The following is a 21,321-nucleotide window of genomic DNA, read 5'->3' as shown; positions in this document are numbered from 1 at the left end:
TGCATTGTATAAGCTTGCTTAATACGGATGATAGGTGCTGCGCTTTTTAATGCCGTGCCGCGTAAATTTATAGATAGGGCAACAGGCAAGCAGGAAACCGGCCGCGCTGCAAACAAATAAACTATGGTCAAACGACGCTTTAATACTGATGAACACAGCCATAGAGATACCAAGTAACAACGTATAGATGCAGGTAGCCACAGCAGCCCAGCGTACTTTAAGCCCGAACAGTAACATTATTGCCAGTGCAATCTCCAGAAAAGTACAAACTATAGCCAGCTTCTCGGAGATGTTACCGGGCAGGAACGGGACAAGTGTACCGAAATAGGCAGCATAGGTGTCCCAGTCGCCCCAGAGGGTGCCGGGAGTGCCGGCCTCGCCCCAGTAACCAAATTTATCAGCAACTATAGCCAGCAGCGTAAATGCCAGCGCCAGCCGCAGCAGGAGTACCGCATAAGGTAAATATTTTTCCATAGTGCTGCCTTATTCCAAAGCTTAACTATACTTAAACGCATTTTGCTGAAATAACTTTACAACACGGGTAAACTATTAACAAAACGCCCCGGCTGTTGTAGCTGGGGCGTTTATTTGTGATCGGGATAGAATATAGTTAGAGCAGATCTACGCCGGTATAACTATAAGGGGTTATCTGTTTCAGTTCTGCTTTTATGGTGTCGCTTACCTGCAGGGTATCTATAAAATTGCTGATGGTTGAGGCCGTGATCTTTTCGTTTTTGCGGGTCAGGGCTTTCAGGGCTTCGTATGGTTGCGGATAGCCTTCGCGGCGTAGTACTGTTTGGATGCCTTCTGCCACCACAGCCCAGTTCTCTTCCAGGTGGTGGGTTAGGGCAGCCTCGTTTAACTCCAGTTTACTAATACCACGCTCCAGTGATTTTAACGCAATAACGATATGCGCCAGCGGTACGCCCACATTGCGCAGCACCGTAGAGTCGGTCAGGTCGCGTTGCAGGCGCGAAATTGGAAGCTTGGCCGACAAGTGCTCCAGCAGGGCATTGGCGATACCTAAGTTACCTTCCGCGTTCTCAAAATCAATAGGGTTTACTTTATGCGGCATAGCCGACGAACCCACTTCACCGGCTTTGATCTTCTGTTTAAAATAGCCCATCGATACATACTGCCACACATCGCGCGAAAAGTCGATCAGGATCGTGTTCAGGCGTTTCAGTCCGTCGAAGTAAGCGGCCAGGTTGTCGTAATGTTCAATCTGGGTGGTGTACTGGCTGCGGCGCAGGCCAAGGCTTTCCTGCACAAATCTGTTACCGAAATCCGGCCAGTTTATAGTTGGATACGCCACGTGGTGCGCGTTAAAGTTGCCGGTTGCCCCGCCAAACTTAGCCGAAAAAGGTACCTGGCGCAGCAGATCCATCTGGGCTTCCAGTCGCTCGGCAAACACCATCATTTCTTTACCCAGGCGGGTAGGTGAAGCCGGCTGCCCGTGCGTGTGTGCCAGCATCGGTATATTTTTCCATTGCTGTGCCAGTTCGGCCAGCGTCTGGTGCAGGTGCTGGAACATAGGCTGCAGCACACGCTCATCCGCTTCGCGCATCGATAACGGGATGGCCGTGTTATTTACATCCTGAGACGTTAACCCGAAATGTATGAACTCTTTGTATTCCCCCAGGCCCAGCGCATCAAACTTATCTTTTATGAAATACTCAACTGCCTTTACGTCGTGGTTGGTCGTCTTTTCGGTCTCTTTTATAGTCAGGGCATCCTGCTCGGTAAATTGCTCATATAGGGCCCGCAGCGCCGGATACAGTCCTTTATCCACCTGCTGTAGTTGCGGCAGGGGCAGCTCGCACAGCGCGATAAAATACTCTACTTCTACCAGCACACGGTAACGGATCAGGCCAAACTCAGAAAAATAAGCAGCCAGCTCAGCTGTGTTGCGGCGGTAGCGGCCATCCACCGGCGATAGGGCAGTAAGCGTTGTCAGGTTCATTGGGTATAGTTTTTGTTCAAAGATAAACAGGAAAGGCATAGTACGCCAACTGCCGAACACGAAAAGACTATAGTTTATAGTTGCCGTAAATGGTATTATAGAAGTATTAAGGTATAACTATATCAAAAAAAGCACATCCGCGTATGTGTTTGGGATAACATAAACTACACCATAAAGCGTATCGGTAAAGGTGCATAATAATCTGTGCACTTATTTTAGATACTGAATCTAAATAGCGTAATTCGCAGCGAATATTTTGAATCAGCGATTGAAAAAAAAGATATTGATTGGAGCCGGCATATTCGTGTCGTTGCTGCTTGTTTTGCTTGTACTGCTCTTTGCCTTCAGAACCAAGCTTCTGGAGATAACCCTTAGCAGGATAGAAGCAAAGATCGAAAATAAATACCCTGTAGATTTTAAGATTGAGGAAGCCCGCTTTACTGACCTGAACTCGGTGGTGCTGCGCGGTATCTCGCTGGTGCCACACGAGCGCGATACCCTGTTTGTTACTGACAGCGTGCATGCCACGGTCAGCATTAAATCTATTTTAAAGGGACGGGCGGTATTTAACAGGTTGCAGGTAACCGACGGCTACCTGACGGCCCGTAAAAATGGCGATATCAACAATTTCTCGTTCCTGTTTAAGTCTGATGACGAAGCAGCGCCTGCCGATACCACCAAAGGTGGCCGCAACTATGGCGAACTGCTGAACAGGCTCATCGAAACCGCCTTCGACAATGTACCGGACCAGGTAGACTTCCGTAACCTGAACGTGTCGTATGTGTCGCCGAACCGCACGATCGATGTGAAAATGCCTTACCTGAAAATAGATGATGGCAAAATAGCAACACAGTTGGCTGTGCAGATGGACAGCATCCGGAACAACATGCTGATAAAAGGCACCATAGACCCCGGCGACTATCATATTGCTACCAGCATTTTTGCTACTGATACCCTTGGTATTCGTGTGCCTTATGTGCATGATAAATTTGGCGCTACGGTAAAGTTTGATTCCCTGCACCTGAGCCTGGAAGATAAAAGCTATAAACGCGAGCGCCTGACCATTAAAGGCGATGCCAAAATACAGAACCTGGTGGTAAACCACCCCAAAATTGCGACCGAAGATGTGCACGTGAATGAAAGTGCAGTGGAGTATGTGGTAACGATAGGCAAGAACTATTACGCAGTGGAAAAGCCTACGCAGGTGCGTGTAAACAAGGCCGTTGCCAGTATAGAGGCCAGCTACCAGACAGCTCCGTCCAAGATCATCGACCTGAAAGTAAATACCGAAACTATACCGGCCAACAACTTCTTCGATTCGTTGCCGCCCGGGCTGTTTGAGAACCTGGAGGGCATACAGGCACAGGGCGACCTGCAGTATGCCATGAGCTTCCACGTAAACATGGACCAGCTCGATAGCCTCAAGTTTGATCCTGACCTGGAAGCCTCGAAAGATTTCAAGATACTGAAGTGGGGCAAAACCAATATAGAGAAGATAAAAGGGCCCTTTGTGCATACCGTTTATGAGTATGGCAAGCCGGTGCGTACCTTTACTGTCGGGCCGACAAACCCGTTCTTTGCGCCCATCAACCAGATTTCGCCGTTCCTGCGCAATGCTATCCTGACGGCCGAAGATGCTGGGTTTTATTCCCATAACGGTTTCCATGAAGAGGCTTTCCGCCAGGCGATCATCACCAACTTAAAAGAAGGGAAATTTGTGCGCGGGGGTAGTACCATCTCCATGCAGCTGGTTAAAAACGTTTTCCTGACGCGCCATAAAACGATCACCCGTAAAGTAGAGGAGGCCATTATCGTCTGGCTCATCGAGAACCTGGACCTGGTATCGAAGAACCGCATGTTTGAAGTGTACCTGAACATTATTGAGTGGGGACCAAACGTGTACGGTGCCAAGGATGCCTCCCGGTTTTACTTTGGCAAGCAGCCGAACGAGCTTAACCTCGCCGAAGCCATTTTCCTGACCAGTATTATCCCGAGCCCGAAACGTTACCGTTCGTCGTTTGACAGTTACGGAAACCTGCGCAGCCACAAAGGGTACTACTATAGGCTGATAGGGGGCATTATGCGCCGCCGTGGCCTGATAACGCAGGAACAATACGAAAACCTGTACCCGAACGTCACGCTCTATGGCCGTGCCCGCGACCTGATCGTAACAGCCACTGATACCACACAAATACAGGAAGATACCTCGGAGTTTGAACTGGAAACAATTGACCTGCTCGACTTTTAACAAAGAACTATAAACCATATATGCACGGCTCTGCAGCAAAACTGCAGAGCCGTTGTACGTTAAACCGGAAATTCTGCATGCGATCAGATAAAGCGAACGAAAGTGCTGCAAAGGGGATAGGGTTACTGCCGCGTGCCCGCAAAGTGGCCGGCCGCCTGGGCCTGGACTGGTTTCTGTTGGCACTGCTGCTCATGATCGTGCTGGCTTACCTGTGGCCGCAGGTAGGCCTGAAAGAAGGACCGCTGGCGCTCGGAACTATAACCGATGTAGGCGTAACAATTATTTTCCTGTTTTATGGGTTGCGCCTGAGCCCCGAAAAGCTGAAAGCCGGCCTGAGTAACTGGCGGCTGCATATGCTGGTGCAGCTCAGTACATTTGTGCTGTTTCCGGTACTTATTCTGCTGGTGATGCAGCTGGTTAATGCAGATAGTTCTGATTTGTTGTGGCTGGGTGTTTTTTACCTGGCAGCGCTGCCTTCCACGGTTTCCTCGTCGGTGGTGATGGTGTCGGTGGTGGGTGGTAATATGCCGGCTGCCATCTTTAATGCCAGTATTTCCAGTCTGCTGGGGGTGTTCATTACCCCGCTCTGGATGGGCGTATTCCTGACTACCGGCGATGCAACTATAGATACACAGGATGTAATGCTGAAACTGGTACTGCAGGTGCTTGCCCCGGTTATAGTTGGGATATTACTGCATCACCGGCTTGGCGCCTGGGCCGAGCGCAACAAATCCCGTATCCGATTTTTCGACCAGAGCATAATCCTGCTTATCGTCTATAGTTCGTTTTGCGAGTCGTATGCCCGTGATCTGTTTGGTAGTTTGAGTATGCTGCACCTTGTGGAGCTGGGCATTGGCATGCTGGTGCTGTTTTTTTGCATATTCGGGATTATTACAGGCATCAGCCGGTTACTGGGCTTAGCCCGGGAGGATAACATTACTGCTGTGTTCTGTGGGTCTAAAAAATCGTTGGTGCATGGTACCGTTATGAGCAAGGTGCTCTTCCCGGACGCTAACATGGTAGGGGTGATATTACTACCGATCATGATCTACCACGCACTGCAGCTTGTGGTGGCCAGTATTATGGCACAGGCCTGGGCCCGGAAAGAGGAAGCTACTAAACTATAGTTCAGAATTTATTTATCTAACTTCTATCAAACTATAGATACAACAAAAAAGCCCCGCCATTACTGGAGGGGCTTTTTTGTTGTATTAACAACTATAGCTATAGTTAGGCAACCTGCTTTTCGCGCTGCTGCATCAGTTTGGCTTCTTCTTCCTGCTTCAGGTTCTTTTCCAGGTAAAATGTACCGAAAGGCACCAGCGACAGGATGAACGCAACTATAGCCTTGAGCAATGACCAGCGCTCTGTGAAGAATACCTGCGCCAGGAAAGCTACATACAGCACAAACAGCACACCATGTGCCCAGCCTACATATTTTACCAGTTCAGGTATGCCAAACATATACTTCAGGGGCATTGCGATCAGTAACAATACCAGGTACGATATACCTTCGTAAAGGGCAACTGCCCGGAAACGTGAAAGTGGAGTACTCATATCAGTTCTTCTGTTTTTCGGATGATATTGCAACTTAACACACAACTTCCGGAATACGTGCCTTTTAGCTTATAATTCATACTTCTTCCACATTTAAGTAAAAGCATCAGGCAACCGCACTGGTGTGTTCGCTGCCATGGTCTTTGCCCAGCAACAACCCGGATAAGTGTTCCTGTTTTTTGCCTAACACGGCGGCTGCCGGAGCGCTGCCCAACCCGAAGCTGCTCATCTGGCTGGTTACGGCAGTGCGGTGCAGCAAAAGTTCAGTCAGCTGCTGATCCAGTGTTTCCACTTCCTGTCGCAGGGCATCCAGGTGCTCTACCAGTTCAGTGGTTTCGGTCAGCTTTACGCGGGTTTTCAAGGCGTTCAGTAGCACATCCAGTTCCTGTGGCATCAGCTGTTGCTGCTGGCTGCTCAGAGCCGCCGCCGGGTTGCTATGGGCCTCAAACAACAGGCCATCCACTCCCAGGTCGAGGGCGCGCTGGCCTACAGGGTACAACAGGCTGCGTTTGCCAGCAATGTGGCTGGCATCGCAAAGTATTGGTAGTTCCGGCAGCTCGCGGCGCAGCTCCAGCATTACTTCCCATTTTGGCTGGTTGCGGTACAGCAGCTCTTTATCCTCGCCCGAGAAGCCCCGGTGCACAGCTCCCAGGTCGGTGAGGCCGGCCTGCTGTAGTCTTTCAAAAGCACCTATCCACAGCCCCAGGTCCGGGTAAACCGGGTTGGTTACAAGCAGTGGCGTAGCAGTGCCCCGTAGTACTTCTGCAATTTCCTGTACCGCATATGGGTTCACGGTTACTCTTCCGTTCAGGCTAAGGATGTCGATGCCGTGGCGCAGGGCGTCTTCGGTCTGCTGCGCGTTCGATACATCTACGGCCAGGCGCATGCCCGTCTGTTGTTTTACTTTTTGCAGCCAGGGCAAGCCAGCAGTACCTACACCCGCAAAGCTGTTGGGGCGTGTGCGCGATTTCCAGATGCCCGCTTTAAAAATAGTGACATTTTGCAGGGATTGCAGTTGTCCGGCGGTTTCTATTATCTGGGCTTCGCTTTCGGCGCTGCATGGGCCAGCAATCAGCACGGGCAGTCCGCTTGCATTCCTGAAGCTGGACTGCGGTGCTGCGCTGATGGTGGTTTTACTTGCTCTCATGACTGTACATAAAATAATTAATTGTTAAAAATCGGCTTTCGGCCTTTTGGTTTATCTGTTTGCAAATGGGTATAAAACAAAAAAGCCCCGCTGCTTAGCGGGGCTCTTAATGGTCCAAATACGGTATAAGTTACACTATACACAATGGTCTACCACCAGAGCCCCGCTAAGCTGGACCTTGGAAATATTGGTAAACAGATATGTACAGAATAGTGTCATTTTTGTCTTTATGGCTGCAATTAAAAGTATTTTAAACTTCTAAACAATTTTTAAGCCGTAATTATTTTACGCCGCCGTCCTCTTTCTGATCGAAGTTTTGCGGTTTAGGCAGCTCATCTTCCTTTTTAGGGAACAGCAGCGAAGCAATAACCGAGATGGCCAGCACGCAGCCTACAAAGCCAAGCGCAATACGCATATCCAGGTGGTAAACATCGCTCAGCATCAGCTTTAAACCAATAAATACCAGGATTACTGACAAGCCATAGTGCAGGTAATGGAACAGCTGCATAATGCCCGCCAGCGCAAAGTACAAGGCCCTTAAGCCCAGCAATGCAAATACGTTGGAGGTGTAAACAATGAACGGATCTTTCGAGATGGCAAGTATAGCCGGGATAGAGTCTGCGGCAAACACGATATCAGTTGTCTCCACCATGATCAGCACCAGGAATAGCGGTGTGGCGAATATCTTACCATCTATTTTGGTAAAGAACTTGCCACCAGCTGAATGTTTTGTGAACGGTAACTTCTGGCTTATCCAAACTATAAACGGGTTTTGCTCCGGGTGCAGCTCGTCATCACCTTTCTGGAAAGCCATTTTTACACCTGTAAAGATCAGGAAGGCGCCGAGAACATAAATGATGAAGTGGAATTTGGCAATGAGCGCCACACCCACCAGAATAAAGATAGCCCTGAACACCAAAGCCCCCAGAACACCCCAGAACAGGATTTTATGCTGGAATTTAGTAGGTACCTTAAAATAATTGAAGATCAGGATAAAGACGAACAGGTTATCTACGCTCAGCGATTTTTCTATGAGATAACCCGTCAGGAATTCGAGCGCGGGGCCGGGGCCTTCCAGGTAATAGATCAGGGCATTAAAAGCCAGCGACAACCCGATCCAGAAAGCACTCCACAGCAAGGCTTCTTTAATTTTTACTTCGTGCTCTTTGCGGTGGAAAACAAAAAGATCCAGTCCCAGCAGGAGCAGCACAAAAATGTTAAAGAAGATCCAGAAATAAATACTATCCATAAACAGCGAGATCAGAAACAAAAAACAGCCCTGCCAAACTATAGGCTTTGCAGGTGCACAAGGGGTAAAGTTAATTTATTTGCGTGTAGATATATAGTGAAGCGCTATGAAATTCTGACAGAAAGCAGAAATAAAGCCGATGCTACCGAAGCAGTAAATTAATAACGATCGAAGTGACGGAAGAAGCTGTTCACTTTCATTTTAAGCACGCCCAGTACAGCTTCCTTAAAAATACCCGACGACATTTTGCTCTGGCCTTTGGTGCGGTCAGTAAAAATGATAGGCACTTCTTTTATCTTAAAGCCATACTTATAGGTCAGGAACTTCATCTCAATCTGGAAGGCGTACCCTACGAAACGTATTTTGTTCAGCTGTATGGTTTTGAGAACCTGGCGGCGGTAGCATTTAAAACCGGCCGTAGTATCGGCAATGGGCATACCCGTTATCAGGCGTACATACCAGCTCGCAAACCACGACATCAGCACACGGTTCATGGGCCAGTTTACTACGTTCACGCCCTGTATGTAGCGGCTGCCAATGGCCAGATCGTAACCATCTACGGCGCAGGCATCATGTAACCGGATCAGGTCGTCGGGGTTGTGCGAGAAGTCGGCATCCATCTCAAAAATATACTCATAGCCGTTGCGCAGTGCATACTTAAACCCATGAATGTAGGCAGTGCCAAGGCCCAGTTTCCCGGTGCGGGTCTCTAAATGCAGTCTGTCGGGGTATTCGGTTTGCAGGTCGCGCACAATAGTGGCCGTACCGTCAGGAGAGTTGTCGTCGATGATCAACAAATGAAAGGGGTGAGCCAGTGACATCACTTTCCGAACTATAGCTTCAATGTTCTCCCGCTCGTTATAGGTTGGGATGATCACCAACGATTCTTTCATACCGCAAATATAGCTATTCAGCTATTGAAGGTGCGGGCCTTTTTAAATTAATTTTATGCGCCAGCTCCTTGGCGTGCCTGATGCAGCTCGACACCGATACGCCTGCCTGCCAGTTAGCTGCAATAAATAATCCTTCCTGCTCCAGCTGTTCGGCCATGTGGTGCGCATCCTCTATGTACAGGTCGTATTGTGGAATGGAATGCTCCATGAAGTACATGTGCTGAAAGACCGGTTTGTCTGCTGTTATGCCGTGGGTCTCTTTTAATTCCTGGTGCACGCATTCCATCAGTTTTTCCTTGTCGGTCAGGGCATGTGCTTCGTATTGGGCGCCACCCACAAAACTGGTAAACAGCACTTCGTGCGGGCGGCAGCGGCCATCAAACAACGAGCTGGACCATACGGCCCCGGCAGCAAACGGACATTCGGCTTTCGGGTGTAAGGCTCCAAAGCCATCCAGGACATGGTTCACGTCGCGGCGGTGGTAAACGGTATGCACCACCGACATGGGCGGGTAATGAATGTTTTGCAGGGCGGCTGCCATACCAGGGAAAGTATAATGCAGCAACTCGGCTGCGGGCTGGGCAGGCAGTGCCAGTACCAGCATGGTGTATTCTTCGGTGTCGTAGTCTCCGGTGGCAGAGCAGCTGATGATGTATTTGCCCTGGTTACGCGTGATCATTTCTACCGGCAGGCCTGTGTGCAGCGAGATCAGTTTCTCCGCAATAGCATTTGGTAAGGTCTGCATGCCCTTCACAAACGAAATGTTCTCGTACCCGAACTGGCTGACCGGATGCTTCAGCAAACCCTTTAGAACAGAGCCGTAGCGGTTTTCCATTTCCTTGAGCAGTGGCAGCGCCTTATGCACGAGCAAACGTGAGGGGTCTCCGCCATACACTCCAGAAATAAACGGGTTAACGGCATATTCGATCACCCCGGGGCCAAAGCGGCGCTCAAAAAACTGGGTTATAGTTTCGTAATCGATGTCGGCGGGCGGGACATCTTTTTCCTGAAGTATGCGGAGCTTTGTTTTCCAGGAGAAGATGCCATTGGAAAGAAGTGAGAAAGGAGAATCGGGTAACTTTTCGTAGTTGCCATTGCGCAGCACGTACCGGTGGTGCCCGGCCTTTGCGGTTGGTACTACCTCCTGCTCCAGTTTAAGTTCGCGTACCAGTGTTTCAAGCTCAGGTGTGTATTGCAGGGCATTGGGGCCAAGCTCTAGCAGGTAACCGCTCTCCTGCATGGTTTTAATGTTGCCACCAACATGTTCACTTGCTTCGAACAGGTCGTAGGGTATACCTAATTTCTGCAGGTAGTAAGCCAGCGCCAATCCCGAAATCCCCGCTCCAACTATCGCCACTCTCATACGCTCGCTTTTGTTCGTCCAACTATTGCACTAAATTTTCTCCCTTTTCTGCAGAACGCCTACTTGTATTTACGTGGCCCCTTCAGAAATTGTACTTCCTATCAACGCTTTATTTTCTATTTTAGCATTTAAAACAGCTACACTTTTATGCCACACCAGAAATGTGTGTTCCTGGACCGCGACGGCGTACTTAACCGCGAGCGCGGCGATTATACTTATATGTTGGATGATTTTGAAGTGCTGCCAAAGGTGCCCGAAGCCCTGGCACTGCTGAAACAACACGGCTATCTGCTTATAGTTGTTACCAACCAGGGCGGGGTGGCCAAAGGCCTCTTTACTAAAAACGATGTAATGGCCTGCCACCACAAACTACAGCAAAGCTGCGACAACCTGATCGATGCTATTTACTACGCCCCCTCGCACCCCAACTATAGCGAATCCCTGTCCCGCAAACCAGACAGCCTGATGCTGGAACGGGCCATTGCCAGGTATAATATTGATGTTACCCAAAGCTGGATGGTAGGAGACTCAATGCGCGACCTGGAAGCAGCTGAAAAAGTAGGCGTAAAGGCTATATTGGTGGGGGATAAGTATAGCGCAGGTTCTTACCCGCTGCACATGCATGATTTGTGGGAAGCGGCGCAGGTTATAGTTGGTGGGAACTATAGTTTGTGATTTTAGCCAGGTAGGTTTCTGTAACCCAGAAGTAAGCAAGAACAATTCCCCTCTTGAGAGGGGTTAGTGGTGTGTCTGCAGTTGCTTTTCTATTATCCAGCCTTCAATGGTAAGTAGCACATTTAGCATATCTCGTTTCACTTCCAGATCGGTAAATCTTAGAAAGCTAATCCCAAAGCTTTCCAGTTGCCGCTGTCTTTCTATATCTTCATCAAAGCTATAGTTGTGTGAATCCCCATCTATCTCAATAGCCAACTTCAATTCACTGCAGTAAAAGTCAACTATAAAATTATCGAGTGGCTTTTGACGGTGGAAGTCATAACCCAGCATTTTTCTGCTCTTCAGTTCCTGCCAAAGCAGTACCTCGCTAAGGGTGCTGTTATTACGGAGTTGCCTTGCCAGTTCTTTTAAGTAGGGTTTGTATGGTATGTACTCTCTCATAAGTAAACACACCCCTAACCCCTCTCAAGAGGGGAATTGTTCCCTACTTATTTAGAACTTGTACTCTGTAACGCTTATTCATATTACATTGCTTTAATTTACCCAAAATAAAAAAACCGGCCAGAAGCCGGTTTTATATTTTTAAGGGTGTAAGTAGCTGTATTAGCCGTTTACTCTTTCTGTAGCAGTAGTAGTCTCGTTAGATGCCGATACGCTAACTTTTTCCTTTACAGTAGGATTTTCTACGTTACCCAGGTTATAGTTGTAAGCCGGGCAGTAGGTTTTGCAGGAAGCCATGCCCATAGCAAGGCAAAGCGTACCGAATACTAATAACTTTTTCATGACGGTGAATATTTAACGATGGTAGATCAAAAATAAGGGAAATACAATTAAAGCAAAAACAGTTTACTAAAAAAGTGAAAATAGTAATTTGCTTATACTTCGTAACCCAAGATACGTAACATCGACTCACTTGTTTGCTCCGGCGCAAATTGCCAGGTCTTTAGTTCTCCATTTTCGTCCCGGTCAACCAGAATATGCTGCGGCGACGGGATCAGGCAGTGCTTGATGCCACCGTACCCGCTAAGCTGTTCCTGGTAGGCACCCGTATGGAAGAACCCGATATAAAGCGGCTCATTTTTAGGTATTTTAGGCAGGAACACCTGGAACGAGTGCATCTCGGAGTTATAGTAGTCCTGGCTGTCGCAGGTCATGCCGCCTAACTGTATCTTGCGGTACTCTTTGTCCCAGTGGTTAATGGCAAGCAGTGGCCAGCGCTGGTTCAGGGCCCAGGCATCCGGCAGGTTAGTAATGAACGAGCCATCGATCATGTACCAAAGCTCCTTGTCGTTCTGCAGCTTTTCGTCCAGGATAGAGTAGATGTTGGCTGCACTTTCGCCTACTGTAAAAATACCAAATTCAGTAAAGATGTTCGGTTCAGGCACTCCTTCTTCCGTACAAATACGCTTAATGGTGCGCAGGATCTCCTCGGTCATGTAGCGGTAATCATATTCTACCTGAATAGAGGTTTTGATCGGGAAGCCGCCGCCAATATCGATCGTATCCAGTTCCGGGCACACCTTCTTCAGTTCGCAGTACTTGTGCACAAAACGGCTCAGCTCCGACCAATAGTAGGAAGTATCCTTTATGCCTGTGTTAATAAAATAGTGCAGCATTTTCAGCTCGAAACGATCGTCCGGCTTTATCTGCTTTTCATACAGGTCGATCACATCGTTGTAGCGCACACCCAAACGCGAGGTATAGAACTCAAACTTTGGTTCCTCGTCTGAGGCCAGGCGCATGCCCACCTTGGTCTTTTCTTTTACGTGCTCTTTGTAGTAATCTATCTCGCCAATGTGGTCCAGTATCGGCATGCAGTTCACAAAGCCTTCGTTTATAAATTCTGAGATCCACTGGCGGTATTGCTCGCGCTTAAAGCCGTTGCATATGATATAAGTGTTCTTATCGATCTTGCCTTTTTTGTAAAGCGCCCGGATGATCTGCATATCATAGCCCGACGATGTCTCGATATGGATGCCGTTTTTCAGCGCTTCTTCCAGCACAAAAGAGAAATGCGAAGCCTTGGTGCAGTAGCAGTAAGTATAGGTACCGTTATAGTTCAGCTTCTCGATGCTCTCGTTAAACAGCTTTTTAGCGCGCTGTATCTGAGAACTTATCTTAGGTAAGTATGTTAATTTTAGCGGAGTGCCGTATTGTTTGATGATATCCATCAACGGGATACCATTAAAAAGCAGCTCATTGTTCTCCACCTGAAACTCGTCTGTCGGGAAGTCGAACGTCTGGTGGATGAGGTCGGTATATTTATCCATTCTCGATTGTGGGATTATAAGAAAATATGCAATATTGATCGTTATTTACCATCTTTGCAATAAGTTTGTTTAAAATCTATGAAAAAAGTGAAACTGATAGAAGTGAGGTCGGAGCTTGGTGCCGGAACGCGGGGAGCCAGTATGGGGATAGATGCCCTGCGGGTAGCCTGTTGGGACAAAGGATCAGACTACTTCAAGCGTTTCAACTCTGTTTCTGTGCCGGACCTGAACTATACCCTGTTCGACAAGGACCTGTTTCCGAATGCACACCGCATCGACAGCATCCTGACCGTGCAGAAGAACATAGCCAATACCGTAGAACAAACGATTGCCATGGACATGTTTCCGCTGGTACTTTCCGGCGACCACTCCAATGCCCACGGAACTATAGCCGGTATCAAAGCCGCTTACCCGGATAAAACGCTGGGTGTGATCTGGATCGATGCCCATGCCGATATTCACTCACCCTACACTTCGCCATCGGGCAACGTACATGGCATGCCACTGGCCGCTGCCCTGCACATCGATAACCTGGAGCGCCAGATAAACGAGCCAGCCCCGGAAACCATATTTTTCTGGAACTCGCTGAAAAAACTTGGTGTGGATGGTCCTAAACTGGAGCCGAAGCACCTGGTGTACATGGTAGTGCGCGACACCGAAGAGCCTGAAGACTTTTTGATGAACAAGTATGGTATCCGGAACTTTACGTACGCCGAACTGAATGCGAAAGGAACTGCCCAGGTAGCTGCCGAAGCCCTCGAGCACCTGCGCGACTGCGATATTATTTACGTGTCGTTTGATGTGGACAGCCTGGACTCCAAGTTCTCGAAAGGGACAGGCACACCTGTAGAAGTGGGCTTAACTGTAGAGCAGGCCAAAGAGCTGAACTATACGCTGCTGCAGGACCCACGCATTGTGTGTTACGAAATGACCGAGATCAACCCGACGCTGGACACCGAGAACACCATGGCCGAGAACGCCTTTGATATACTGGAAACCGCCACCGAAGCCATTTTACATAAAGAATCTAAAAGTACAGTCATACAATAAATGCAATTACAAGCTACTATTGCCCAACGTATCAGCCAGGCGCTGCAAGCTCTTTTTAATATTTCAGTTGATGCCGCACAAATTGCCCTGCAACCCACCCGCAAGGAATTTGCCGGCTCTTTTACTTTCGTAACCTTCCCGTACACCAAGCAGGCTGGCAAAGGCCCTGAGCAGGTCGGCCAGGCACTGGGCGAGTACCTGAAAGAGAACGCTGCGGAGATAAAAGATTTTAACGTGGTAAAAGGCTTCCTAAACCTGGAAGTAGAGCAAACCGAGTGGTTGCGCCTGTTCCGCGACCTGATGCAGAACGCCAACTATGGCTACGGCAGCAACAGCGGTAAAAAGGTAATGGTAGAATACTCATCGCCGAACACGAACAAGCCGCTGCACTTAGGCCACCTGCGCAATAACTTTTTAGGGTATTCGGTAGCAGAGATACTGAAAGCCAACGGCCACGAGGTGATGAAGGCCAACCTGGTGAATGACCGCGGGATACATATCTGTAAATCGATGCTGGCTTACCAGAAGTTTGGCAACGGCGAAACACCACAGAGTAGCAATACGAAAGGCGACCACCTGGCTGGTAAATACTATGTGCAGTTCGATAAGGCCTACAAAGAGCAGATAGACGAGCTGGTAACCGGCGGCATGGACAAAGAAGACGCTAAAAAGAAAGCTCCTTTGATGTTAGAGGCTCAGGAAATGCTGCGCAAATGGGAAGAAGGCGACAAGAAAGTGGTTGACCTGTGGAAGCAGATGAATGGTTGGGTGTACGAAGGCTTTGATGCGACTTATAAAAACATCGGGGTTGATTTCGATAAATTCTACTACGAGTCGGAGACTTACATGCTGGGTAAAGAGCGCGTGGAAGAAGGTTTAGCCAAAGGCGTTTTCTTCAAAAAGCCAGATGGTTCTGTGTGGGTAGACCTGACAGAAGAAGGCCTGGACGAGAAACTATTGCTAAGAGCTGATGGCACATCGGTTTATATTACCCAGGACATGGGAACGGCCGAGCTGAAGTATAACGACTTCCCATACGACCAGTCCATTTACGTAGTAGCCGACGAGCAGAATTACCACTTCCAGGTGCTGAAAGCTGTGCTTAAGAAATTAGGCAAACCCTACGCCGAAGGCATCTATCACTTATCTTATGGCATGGTGGACCTGCCTTCCGGTAAAATGAAATCGAGAGAAGGTACGGTAGTTGATGCCGATGAACTGGTGCAGGAAATGATCGACACGGCTCGTCAGCAGACCGAAGAACTGGGCAAGATTGAAGGCTTTACACCGGAGCAGGCGCAGGAACTATACCACACGCTGGCTATGGGCGCACTCAAGTACTTCCTGCTGAAAGTAGACCCGAAGAAACGCATGCTGTTCAACCCGCAGGAGTCGATTGATTTCCGTGGCAATACAGGTCCGTTCATTCAGTACACGCACGCACGTATTGCGGCTATTCTTCGCAAGGCTGGCGAGATGGGCTTAAAGGTGGATGTAATTGCTTTTGATAACGTGACCACGATGCACGAAGCGGAGCAGGAAGTGATAAGCCAATTAGTAAACTATAGTTCGGTAGTGGATGAAGCCGGCAGACTGCACGCGCCATCGGTTATTGCGAACTATGCCTACGAGCTGGCCAAAGCCTATAACCGTTTCTACCAGGAGATCTCCATCTTCAACGAAACCGACGAACAGGCCCGTAACTTCCGTATTGCTCTGTCGGCCATGGTAGCCCGTTTTGTGCGCGAAAGCATGAGCCTGTTAGGTATTGCCGTGCCGGAGCGTATGTAGTTTGTCTGAATCAGGATTTACAGGATTTTAAGATTTGCAGGATTGTGTCTAATAAAACTGTCTGCCATAGTTTGCACCTATAGAACAACAACTCAAACTATAGTAGTAGCAGTAAAACTCCCCGCCTTAGACAAGGAGGGGTTAGGGGTGGTTGGACTATGGCAACTATAAAACTATAGCTTCAGCCTTTGCTATTCCTGTCCCTGCCGGGCCAGTTGAGTCAGGAGACTCAACATCATAATAAGTCACGAGCGAGGACGCTCGCGCCAGCAAAAAGGAACTATAAACGATAGCTTACCTCCTTCCCCTGTTTTTAGGGGAAGGTTGGGAAGAGGTAAAGCAAACAATTAACTAGAATCACCGGTTATCAACCGAAAACTATAAAACACTATGAGAAAACTTGTTAAACTTTTGGCGTTTGTGCCGGTATTAGGTATGATGGTAGCTTGCTCGGGCTCAGGCAATAATAACAGCAACACAGCAGCCACCGATAACGCACAAACCGATAAAACTATGGCAACAGAAACACAGACACAACAAGGGTTTTACGATTTTAAAATGGCTACGCTGGAGGGCCGTGAAATTGATTTCTCGCAGTTTAAAGGCAAGAAATTATTGCTGGTGAATACAGCATCAGAGTGTGGTTATACCCCGCAGTACAAAGACCTGCAGGAACTTCACAAAACACATGGCGATAAAGTAGTTATAGTTGGTTTTCCGGCGAATAACTTTGGAGGACAGGAGCCCGGTTCCAGCGAAGAGATCGCGGCTTTCTGTGAGAAGAACTATGGTGTAACGTTCCAGATGATGGATAAGATTTCGGTAGTGGGCGACGACCAGCACCCGCTCTATAGCTGGCTGGCACAGAACGCGCCGAACCACGAAGAACCGAACTGGAACTTCTGCAAATACCTGGTAGATGAGAATGGCAAAGTAGTAGCGTTTTTCCCGTCTAAAGTAAAGCCGATGGGTGAGGAGATACTGGCTGCCATTAACCAATAACTATAGCTATATTTGCGAGAGCAAAACAGCAATTACATTGACGACATCAGAACATACATCCCGAAATCCAGGCCTGGTAAAGGCCTGGATTTCGGCTTTCAGGCCACGTACTTTGCCGCTGGCGCTCAGTTGCATTGGTATGGGCGGCTTTATGGCGGCAGCGAACGGCGTTTTTAACGGAACTATAGTTGCCCTCTGCGTACTCACCACGCTTTTCCTGCAAATCCTATCCAACCTGGCCAACGACTACGGCGACTCCAAACACGGGGCCGACAGTGTGCATCGCGAAGGGCCGGCGCGGGCTGTACAGGCAGGGCTTATTACAGCGGAGCACATGAAGAAGGGGATGATCGTGTTTAGCCTGCTGTCGCTGGTGTCGGGGCTGGCGCTGCTTTGGGTGGCATTTGGCAGCGAAGGCATGTTGCTGGCTTTATTGTTTTTGGGACTGGGGCTGGCTTCTATCTGGGCGGCTATCAACTATACGGCGGGCTCTAACCCGTATGGCTATGCCGGTTTTGGCGATGTGTTCGTGTTCCTTTTTTTCGGGTTGGTGGGTGTTTTGGGTACCTACTTTCTGCAGGCGCAAACCATGGATGCAATCGTTATACTTCCGGCTATAGTTTGCGGCTTTTTTGCTACTGCTGTTCTTAACGTGAACAATCTCCGCGATATCAACTCTGATGTGCTGGCCGGGAAGTATTCTGTTCCTGTACGCCTGGGCCCGAAACGCGCGCGAATTTACCACCTGTTTTTGCTGACAGCCGGAACGCTGAGTGCTTTTGCGTATGTGGCGCTTAACTTCTATAGTTGGTGGCAGCTGCTGTTCTTACTGGCTGTGCCTTTAGTTATAGTGAACGGCGTAAACGTGTGGCGTAAACAAACATCCAAAGAACTTGATCCTTATCTAAAGCAAATGGCAATGACTACCCTGCTGTTTGTGCTGCTGTTTGGGCTGGGGCAGGTATTGTAGAGAACTATAGTTTTATAAGGTAGAAGCCACTGTAACTGGATAGTTGTAGTGGCTTCTATCGTTTATGGGAACCAATATTTTCAGCGTGTTATTGATAAAATTCTTTCGGATATTCAACCATTCCGGTTACGCCTGTCAAAGCATTTTCTGAAAGCGGCAGGATCATGCAATTCTCTTTCGGGGCATCAAATGGCAACCTGATGTTATACTTATCTGTTAACTCGTAGCCAAATCTGGGGTAATAGTTCTCGTGGCCCAGCAGAACTATAGAACTATAGCCAAGCGCTTTTGCAATGCTGTGAGCTTCCCGGATCAGCTGCGAGCCTATTCCTTTTCCCTGAAAAGCGGGCTTTACAGAAACCGGGGCAAGCGCCAATGATGGAAACCTATGCTCTCCATTTACAATCGAAATCCTGGTCAGTAAAATATGGCCAACTATAGTTCCCTCAACTTCTGCAACCATTGATAATTCAGGAATAAAGGTATCTGATTTTCGCAGACGCTTTACCAGAAAGTGTTCCTTGTGGTCTGAATATGCTTCGTTTCTGAATGCTTCTTCAATTAACTCGGAAACGGCTGTGTAATCTTTGGGCTCTTCCTGTCTGATCGTGATTTTCATAGTTTATTTCATTAAGTGTTGTCTACTGAATAACAGGAAATTTAAGGTCTTTAACAAGGCGTTATGTTCTTTAAACTATAAACCCCGGCTACTCACGCAGAGTACCCGGGGTTTATAGTTCAGGCCATGTTATACAGGCTTACTTACAAAACTTTTTCAGATATTGGTCCGCTTCTTTTACGCCTAATTGTTTGGCTTTGGTCCAGTCGGCGCAGGCACCTGCGGTGTCGCCGAGGTTGTATTTGGGTGCGCCGCGGTTATAGTAAGCTTCTTCGTAACGGGTATTCAGGCTAATGGCTTTGTCGTAGTCGGCAATGGCGCCGCTATAGTCTTTCAGGCCGTAACGTACCAGGCCGCGGTTGTTGTAGGCTTTAGCATCTTTCGGGTTCAGTTCTATGCCTTTGTTATAGTCCAGCAGGGCGCTGCGGTAGTCTTTCAGGTTGTACTTGCTCAGGCCACGGCTCAGGTAAGCTTCTGTATACTTTGGGTTCAGGGTAATGGCCTGTGTAAAGTCTTCTATGGCACCGCGGTAGTCCAGCAGACGGTCTTTGGCTACGCCACGGTTAGCAAACGTTACAGCGTGTTTAGGCTCCAGTTTCAGTACCTGGTTATAGTCTTTAATGGCTTCGGCATATTTCCCGGCTTTAAATTTTTCGTTACCGCTCACAAAATAATCCTTGGCATTTTTCTGGCCAAAGGCGGTAATCGAGACAAGCAGGAAAAGTATAAAAGGTAAAAATTTCTTCATGCAAAAAAGGTAATGTAGTCAATTTCAGCGCAAAGAACAGCAGTAATGGCCTCTTTTAAAAGTATTTTGCCTTTTTTATAGCGTTTTGGTGGCATCGTACCATATTCATCTTACCATTGTGCCATTGCACCTGGCGGCACAACAGGTTTGTACTTTGCGACCCTTGGGTAAGCCTTTGCGTCCGGTGCGGACAGCCTAAACGTTAAGAACACGCAAAGGATGCAAAAAAGAAAGGCTCTGGTTAACAACCACCGGCATCAGAAACAGGTTTTGCTAAGTAAGTAATTCCGATTAATTTTGCTCATCATTTAATAAAGAGAAACTATGGCATCAAAATACGATTTAGTAGTGCTTGGCAGTGGCCCGGGCGGTTATGTAGCAGCTATCCGTGCATCGCAGTTGGGTTTAAAAGTAGGTGTTATCGAGCGCGAGTCGCTGGGTGGTATCTGCCTTAACTGGGGCTGTATTCCTACAAAAGCCCTGCTTAAAAGCGCGAACGTTTTTGAGTATATCAACCATGCCGCTGATTATGGTATCAACATCGGCGAAGCTTCTGTAGACTTTAATGCAGTTGTAAAGCGCAGCCGCGGTGTGGCTGATGGCATGAGCAAAGGTATCCAGTTCCTGTTCCGCAAAAATAAGATCGATGCGATAATGGGAACCGGTAAAATTGTTGCCAAAGGCAAAGTTGAAGTAACTGACGCGGAAGGCAAGAAAGATACAGTAGAGGCTACCAACATCATCATCGCAACAGGTGCCCGCTCACGCGAGCTGCCTAACCTGCCGATCGATGGCAAAAAGATCATCGGTTACCGCCAGGCCATGGCTTTGGATAAGAAGCCGGAGAGCATGGTAGTAGTTGGTTCCGGTGCGATCGGAGTGGAGTTTGCTTACTTCTACAACGCAATGGGCACGAAGGTAACTATAGTTGAGTACATGCCGAACATCGTGCCGGTTGAGGACGAAGAAGTATCGCGCCAGCTGTCAAAATCTTTCCGCAAGTCAGGCATCAACATCATGACGGATTCTTCTGTTGAGAAAGTAGATACAAGCGGTGACCTGTGCAAGGTAACGGTTAAAACGGCTAAAGGCGAAGAGATACTGGAAGCTGAGGTTGTGCTTTCAGCAGTTGGTATCCAGACAAACCTGGAGAACATCGGCCTTGAAGAGCTGGGCATTAAAGTTGACAGAGGCAGAGTGATAGTGGATGAGTACTACAAAACGAACGTAGACGGTATTTACGCGATCGGTGACATCGTTCCTGGTCCGGCGCTGGCGCACGTGGCATCTGCCGAAGGTATTATCTGTGTGGAGAAAATTGCAGGCCACAACCCTGAGCCATTGAACTATGGCAACATACCAGGCTGTACGTACTGCTCTCCTGAGATCGCTTCGGTTGGTCTTACTGAGAAAGCGGCACGCGAGCAGGGCATCGAGATCAAAGTTGGTAAATTCCCATTCTCGGCTTCTGGTAAGGCAAGTGCAGCCGGTGCGAAAGATGGCTTCGTAAAAGTTATCTTCGATGCCAAGTACGGCGAGTTCCTGGGCGCGCACATGATCGGTGCGAACGTAACTGAGATGATAGCTGAAGTAGTAGTAGCCCGTAAACTGGAAACTACTGGCCATGAGATCATCAAGTCGGTGCACCCGCACCCAACCATGAGCGAAGCCATTATGGAAGCTGCCGCCGCTGCTTACGACGAAGTAATTCACCTGTAAGTATACGTTTAACGATATTTAAAAAGGGTTGGTCGATTTTGCGGCTAACCCTTTTTT

General features: G+C 48.4%; 20 protein-coding genes. 8 read left to right on the top strand and 12 right to left on the bottom strand.

Annotation, left to right across the window (positions count from 1 at the left end; genetic code table 11):
- Positions 1 to 18 precede the first annotated feature (18 nt).
- Positions 19 to 474, bottom strand: coding sequence for a DoxX family membrane protein (locus tag H7F15_RS15960; protein ID WP_185197986.1), 456 nt, complete (start codon positions 472 to 474; stop codon positions 19 to 21).
- A 136-nt stretch (positions 475 to 610) separates the two neighbouring features.
- Positions 611 to 1,963: an adenylosuccinate lyase gene (gene purB / locus H7F15_RS15955; RefSeq protein ID WP_185197985.1), complete on the bottom strand. Its 1,353-nt coding sequence runs from the start codon at positions 1,961 to 1,963 to the stop codon at positions 611 to 613.
- Positions 1,964 to 2,231: 268 nt separating this feature from the next.
- Here purB and H7F15_RS15950 point away from each other — a divergent pair, with 268 nt between their 5' ends.
- Positions 2,232 to 4,211 (top strand): biosynthetic peptidoglycan transglycosylase, encoded by a 1,980-nt coding sequence (locus tag H7F15_RS15950; protein ID WP_185197984.1) that lies wholly within the window; start codon positions 2,232 to 2,234, stop codon positions 4,209 to 4,211.
- 77 nt (positions 4,212 to 4,288) lie between these two features.
- Positions 4,289 to 5,338, top strand: a complete 1,050-nt coding sequence (locus H7F15_RS15945) for a bile acid:sodium symporter family protein (protein ID WP_185197983.1) — start codon at positions 4,289 to 4,291, stop codon at positions 5,336 to 5,338.
- A 103-nt stretch (positions 5,339 to 5,441) separates the two neighbouring features.
- On the opposite strand, the gene H7F15_RS15940 is transcribed toward H7F15_RS15945, so the two are convergent.
- From H7F15_RS15940 to hemG, 5 genes are all read right to left on the bottom strand, one after another.
- Positions 5,442 to 5,768: a DUF3817 domain-containing protein gene (locus H7F15_RS15940; protein WP_185197982.1), complete on the bottom strand. Its 327-nt coding sequence runs from the start codon at positions 5,766 to 5,768 to the stop codon at positions 5,442 to 5,444.
- Between the two features lie 106 nt (positions 5,769 to 5,874).
- Positions 5,875 to 6,915, bottom strand: a complete 1,041-nt coding sequence (locus H7F15_RS15935; RefSeq protein ID WP_185197981.1) for a 3-deoxy-7-phosphoheptulonate synthase — start codon at positions 6,913 to 6,915, stop codon at positions 5,875 to 5,877.
- Between the two features lie 280 nt (positions 6,916 to 7,195).
- Positions 7,196 to 8,164: a TerC family protein gene (locus H7F15_RS15930; RefSeq protein ID WP_185197980.1), complete on the bottom strand. Its 969-nt coding sequence runs from the start codon at positions 8,162 to 8,164 to the stop codon at positions 7,196 to 7,198.
- A gap of 158 nt (positions 8,165 to 8,322) precedes the next feature.
- Positions 8,323 to 9,057, bottom strand: coding sequence for a polyprenol monophosphomannose synthase (locus H7F15_RS15925; RefSeq protein WP_185197979.1), 735 nt, complete (start codon positions 9,055 to 9,057; stop codon positions 8,323 to 8,325).
- Between the two features lie 13 nt (positions 9,058 to 9,070).
- Positions 9,071 to 10,420: a protoporphyrinogen oxidase gene (gene hemG, locus H7F15_RS15920; protein WP_185197978.1), complete on the bottom strand. Its 1,350-nt coding sequence runs from the start codon at positions 10,418 to 10,420 to the stop codon at positions 9,071 to 9,073.
- A gap of 147 nt (positions 10,421 to 10,567) precedes the next feature.
- Here hemG and H7F15_RS15915 point away from each other — a divergent pair, with 147 nt between their 5' ends.
- Positions 10,568 to 11,095: an HAD-IIIA family hydrolase gene (locus tag H7F15_RS15915; RefSeq protein ID WP_185197977.1), complete on the top strand. Its 528-nt coding sequence runs from the start codon at positions 10,568 to 10,570 to the stop codon at positions 11,093 to 11,095.
- Between the two features lie 63 nt (positions 11,096 to 11,158).
- On the opposite strand, the gene H7F15_RS15910 is transcribed toward H7F15_RS15915, so the two are convergent.
- The 3 genes from H7F15_RS15910 to H7F15_RS15900 form a co-directional block, all read right to left on the bottom strand.
- Positions 11,159 to 11,536 carry an endonuclease domain-containing protein gene (locus tag H7F15_RS15910; RefSeq protein ID WP_185197976.1) on the bottom strand — a complete coding sequence of 126 codons (378 nt, stop codon included), beginning with the start codon at positions 11,534 to 11,536 and terminating at the stop codon, positions 11,159 to 11,161.
- Positions 11,537 to 11,698: 162 nt separating this feature from the next.
- Complete coding sequence (locus tag H7F15_RS15905) at positions 11,699 to 11,878, bottom strand: hypothetical protein (protein ID WP_185197975.1); 180 nt, start codon at positions 11,876 to 11,878, stop codon at positions 11,699 to 11,701.
- A 92-nt stretch (positions 11,879 to 11,970) separates the two neighbouring features.
- Positions 11,971 to 13,365 carry an arginine decarboxylase gene (locus H7F15_RS15900; protein ID WP_185197974.1) on the bottom strand — a complete coding sequence of 465 codons (1,395 nt, stop codon included), beginning with the start codon at positions 13,363 to 13,365 and terminating at the stop codon, positions 11,971 to 11,973.
- 78 nt (positions 13,366 to 13,443) lie between these two features.
- On the opposite strand from H7F15_RS15900, the gene H7F15_RS15895 reads away from it, so the two are divergent.
- The 4 genes from H7F15_RS15895 (at position 13,444) to H7F15_RS15880 (ending at position 18,178) form a co-directional block, all read left to right on the top strand.
- A complete protein-coding gene (locus tag H7F15_RS15895) occupies positions 13,444 to 14,415 on the top strand; it encodes an arginase (RefSeq protein ID WP_185197973.1) in 972 nt (323 codons plus the stop codon).
- Positions 14,416 to 16,206, top strand: coding sequence for an arginine--tRNA ligase (gene argS, locus H7F15_RS15890; RefSeq protein ID WP_185197972.1), 1,791 nt, complete (start codon positions 14,416 to 14,418; stop codon positions 16,204 to 16,206).
- A 390-nt stretch (positions 16,207 to 16,596) separates the two neighbouring features.
- Positions 16,597 to 17,208, top strand: coding sequence for a glutathione peroxidase (locus H7F15_RS15885; protein ID WP_255481283.1), 612 nt, complete (start codon positions 16,597 to 16,599; stop codon positions 17,206 to 17,208).
- A 37-nt stretch (positions 17,209 to 17,245) separates the two neighbouring features.
- Complete coding sequence (locus H7F15_RS15880) at positions 17,246 to 18,178, top strand: 1,4-dihydroxy-2-naphthoate polyprenyltransferase (RefSeq protein ID WP_185197971.1); 933 nt, start codon at positions 17,246 to 17,248, stop codon at positions 18,176 to 18,178.
- An 88-nt stretch (positions 18,179 to 18,266) separates the two neighbouring features.
- Here H7F15_RS15880 and H7F15_RS15875 read toward each other — a convergent pair whose 3' ends face one another.
- Together H7F15_RS15875 and H7F15_RS15870 are read right to left on the bottom strand one after the other, a co-directional pair.
- Positions 18,267 to 18,797: a GNAT family N-acetyltransferase gene (locus H7F15_RS15875; protein WP_185197970.1), complete on the bottom strand. Its 531-nt coding sequence runs from the start codon at positions 18,795 to 18,797 to the stop codon at positions 18,267 to 18,269.
- A gap of 139 nt (positions 18,798 to 18,936) precedes the next feature.
- Positions 18,937 to 19,545 carry a tetratricopeptide repeat protein gene (locus H7F15_RS15870; RefSeq protein WP_221627099.1) on the bottom strand — a complete coding sequence of 203 codons (609 nt, stop codon included), beginning with the start codon at positions 19,543 to 19,545 and terminating at the stop codon, positions 18,937 to 18,939.
- Positions 19,546 to 19,869: 324 nt separating this feature from the next.
- On the opposite strand from H7F15_RS15870, the gene lpdA reads away from it, so the two are divergent.
- Complete coding sequence (gene lpdA / locus H7F15_RS15865; RefSeq protein WP_185197969.1) at positions 19,870 to 21,264, top strand: dihydrolipoyl dehydrogenase; 1,395 nt, start codon at positions 19,870 to 19,872, stop codon at positions 21,262 to 21,264.
- Positions 21,265 to 21,321 lie beyond the last annotated feature (57 nt).

It is taken from the genome of Pontibacter sp. Tf4 (assembly GCF_014212495.1).
Classification (GTDB): domain Bacteria; phylum Bacteroidota; class Bacteroidia; order Cytophagales; family Hymenobacteraceae; genus Pontibacter.
Note: the sequence above shows the minus strand (reverse complement) of the source record. Positions and strands in the feature narration are given on the sequence as shown.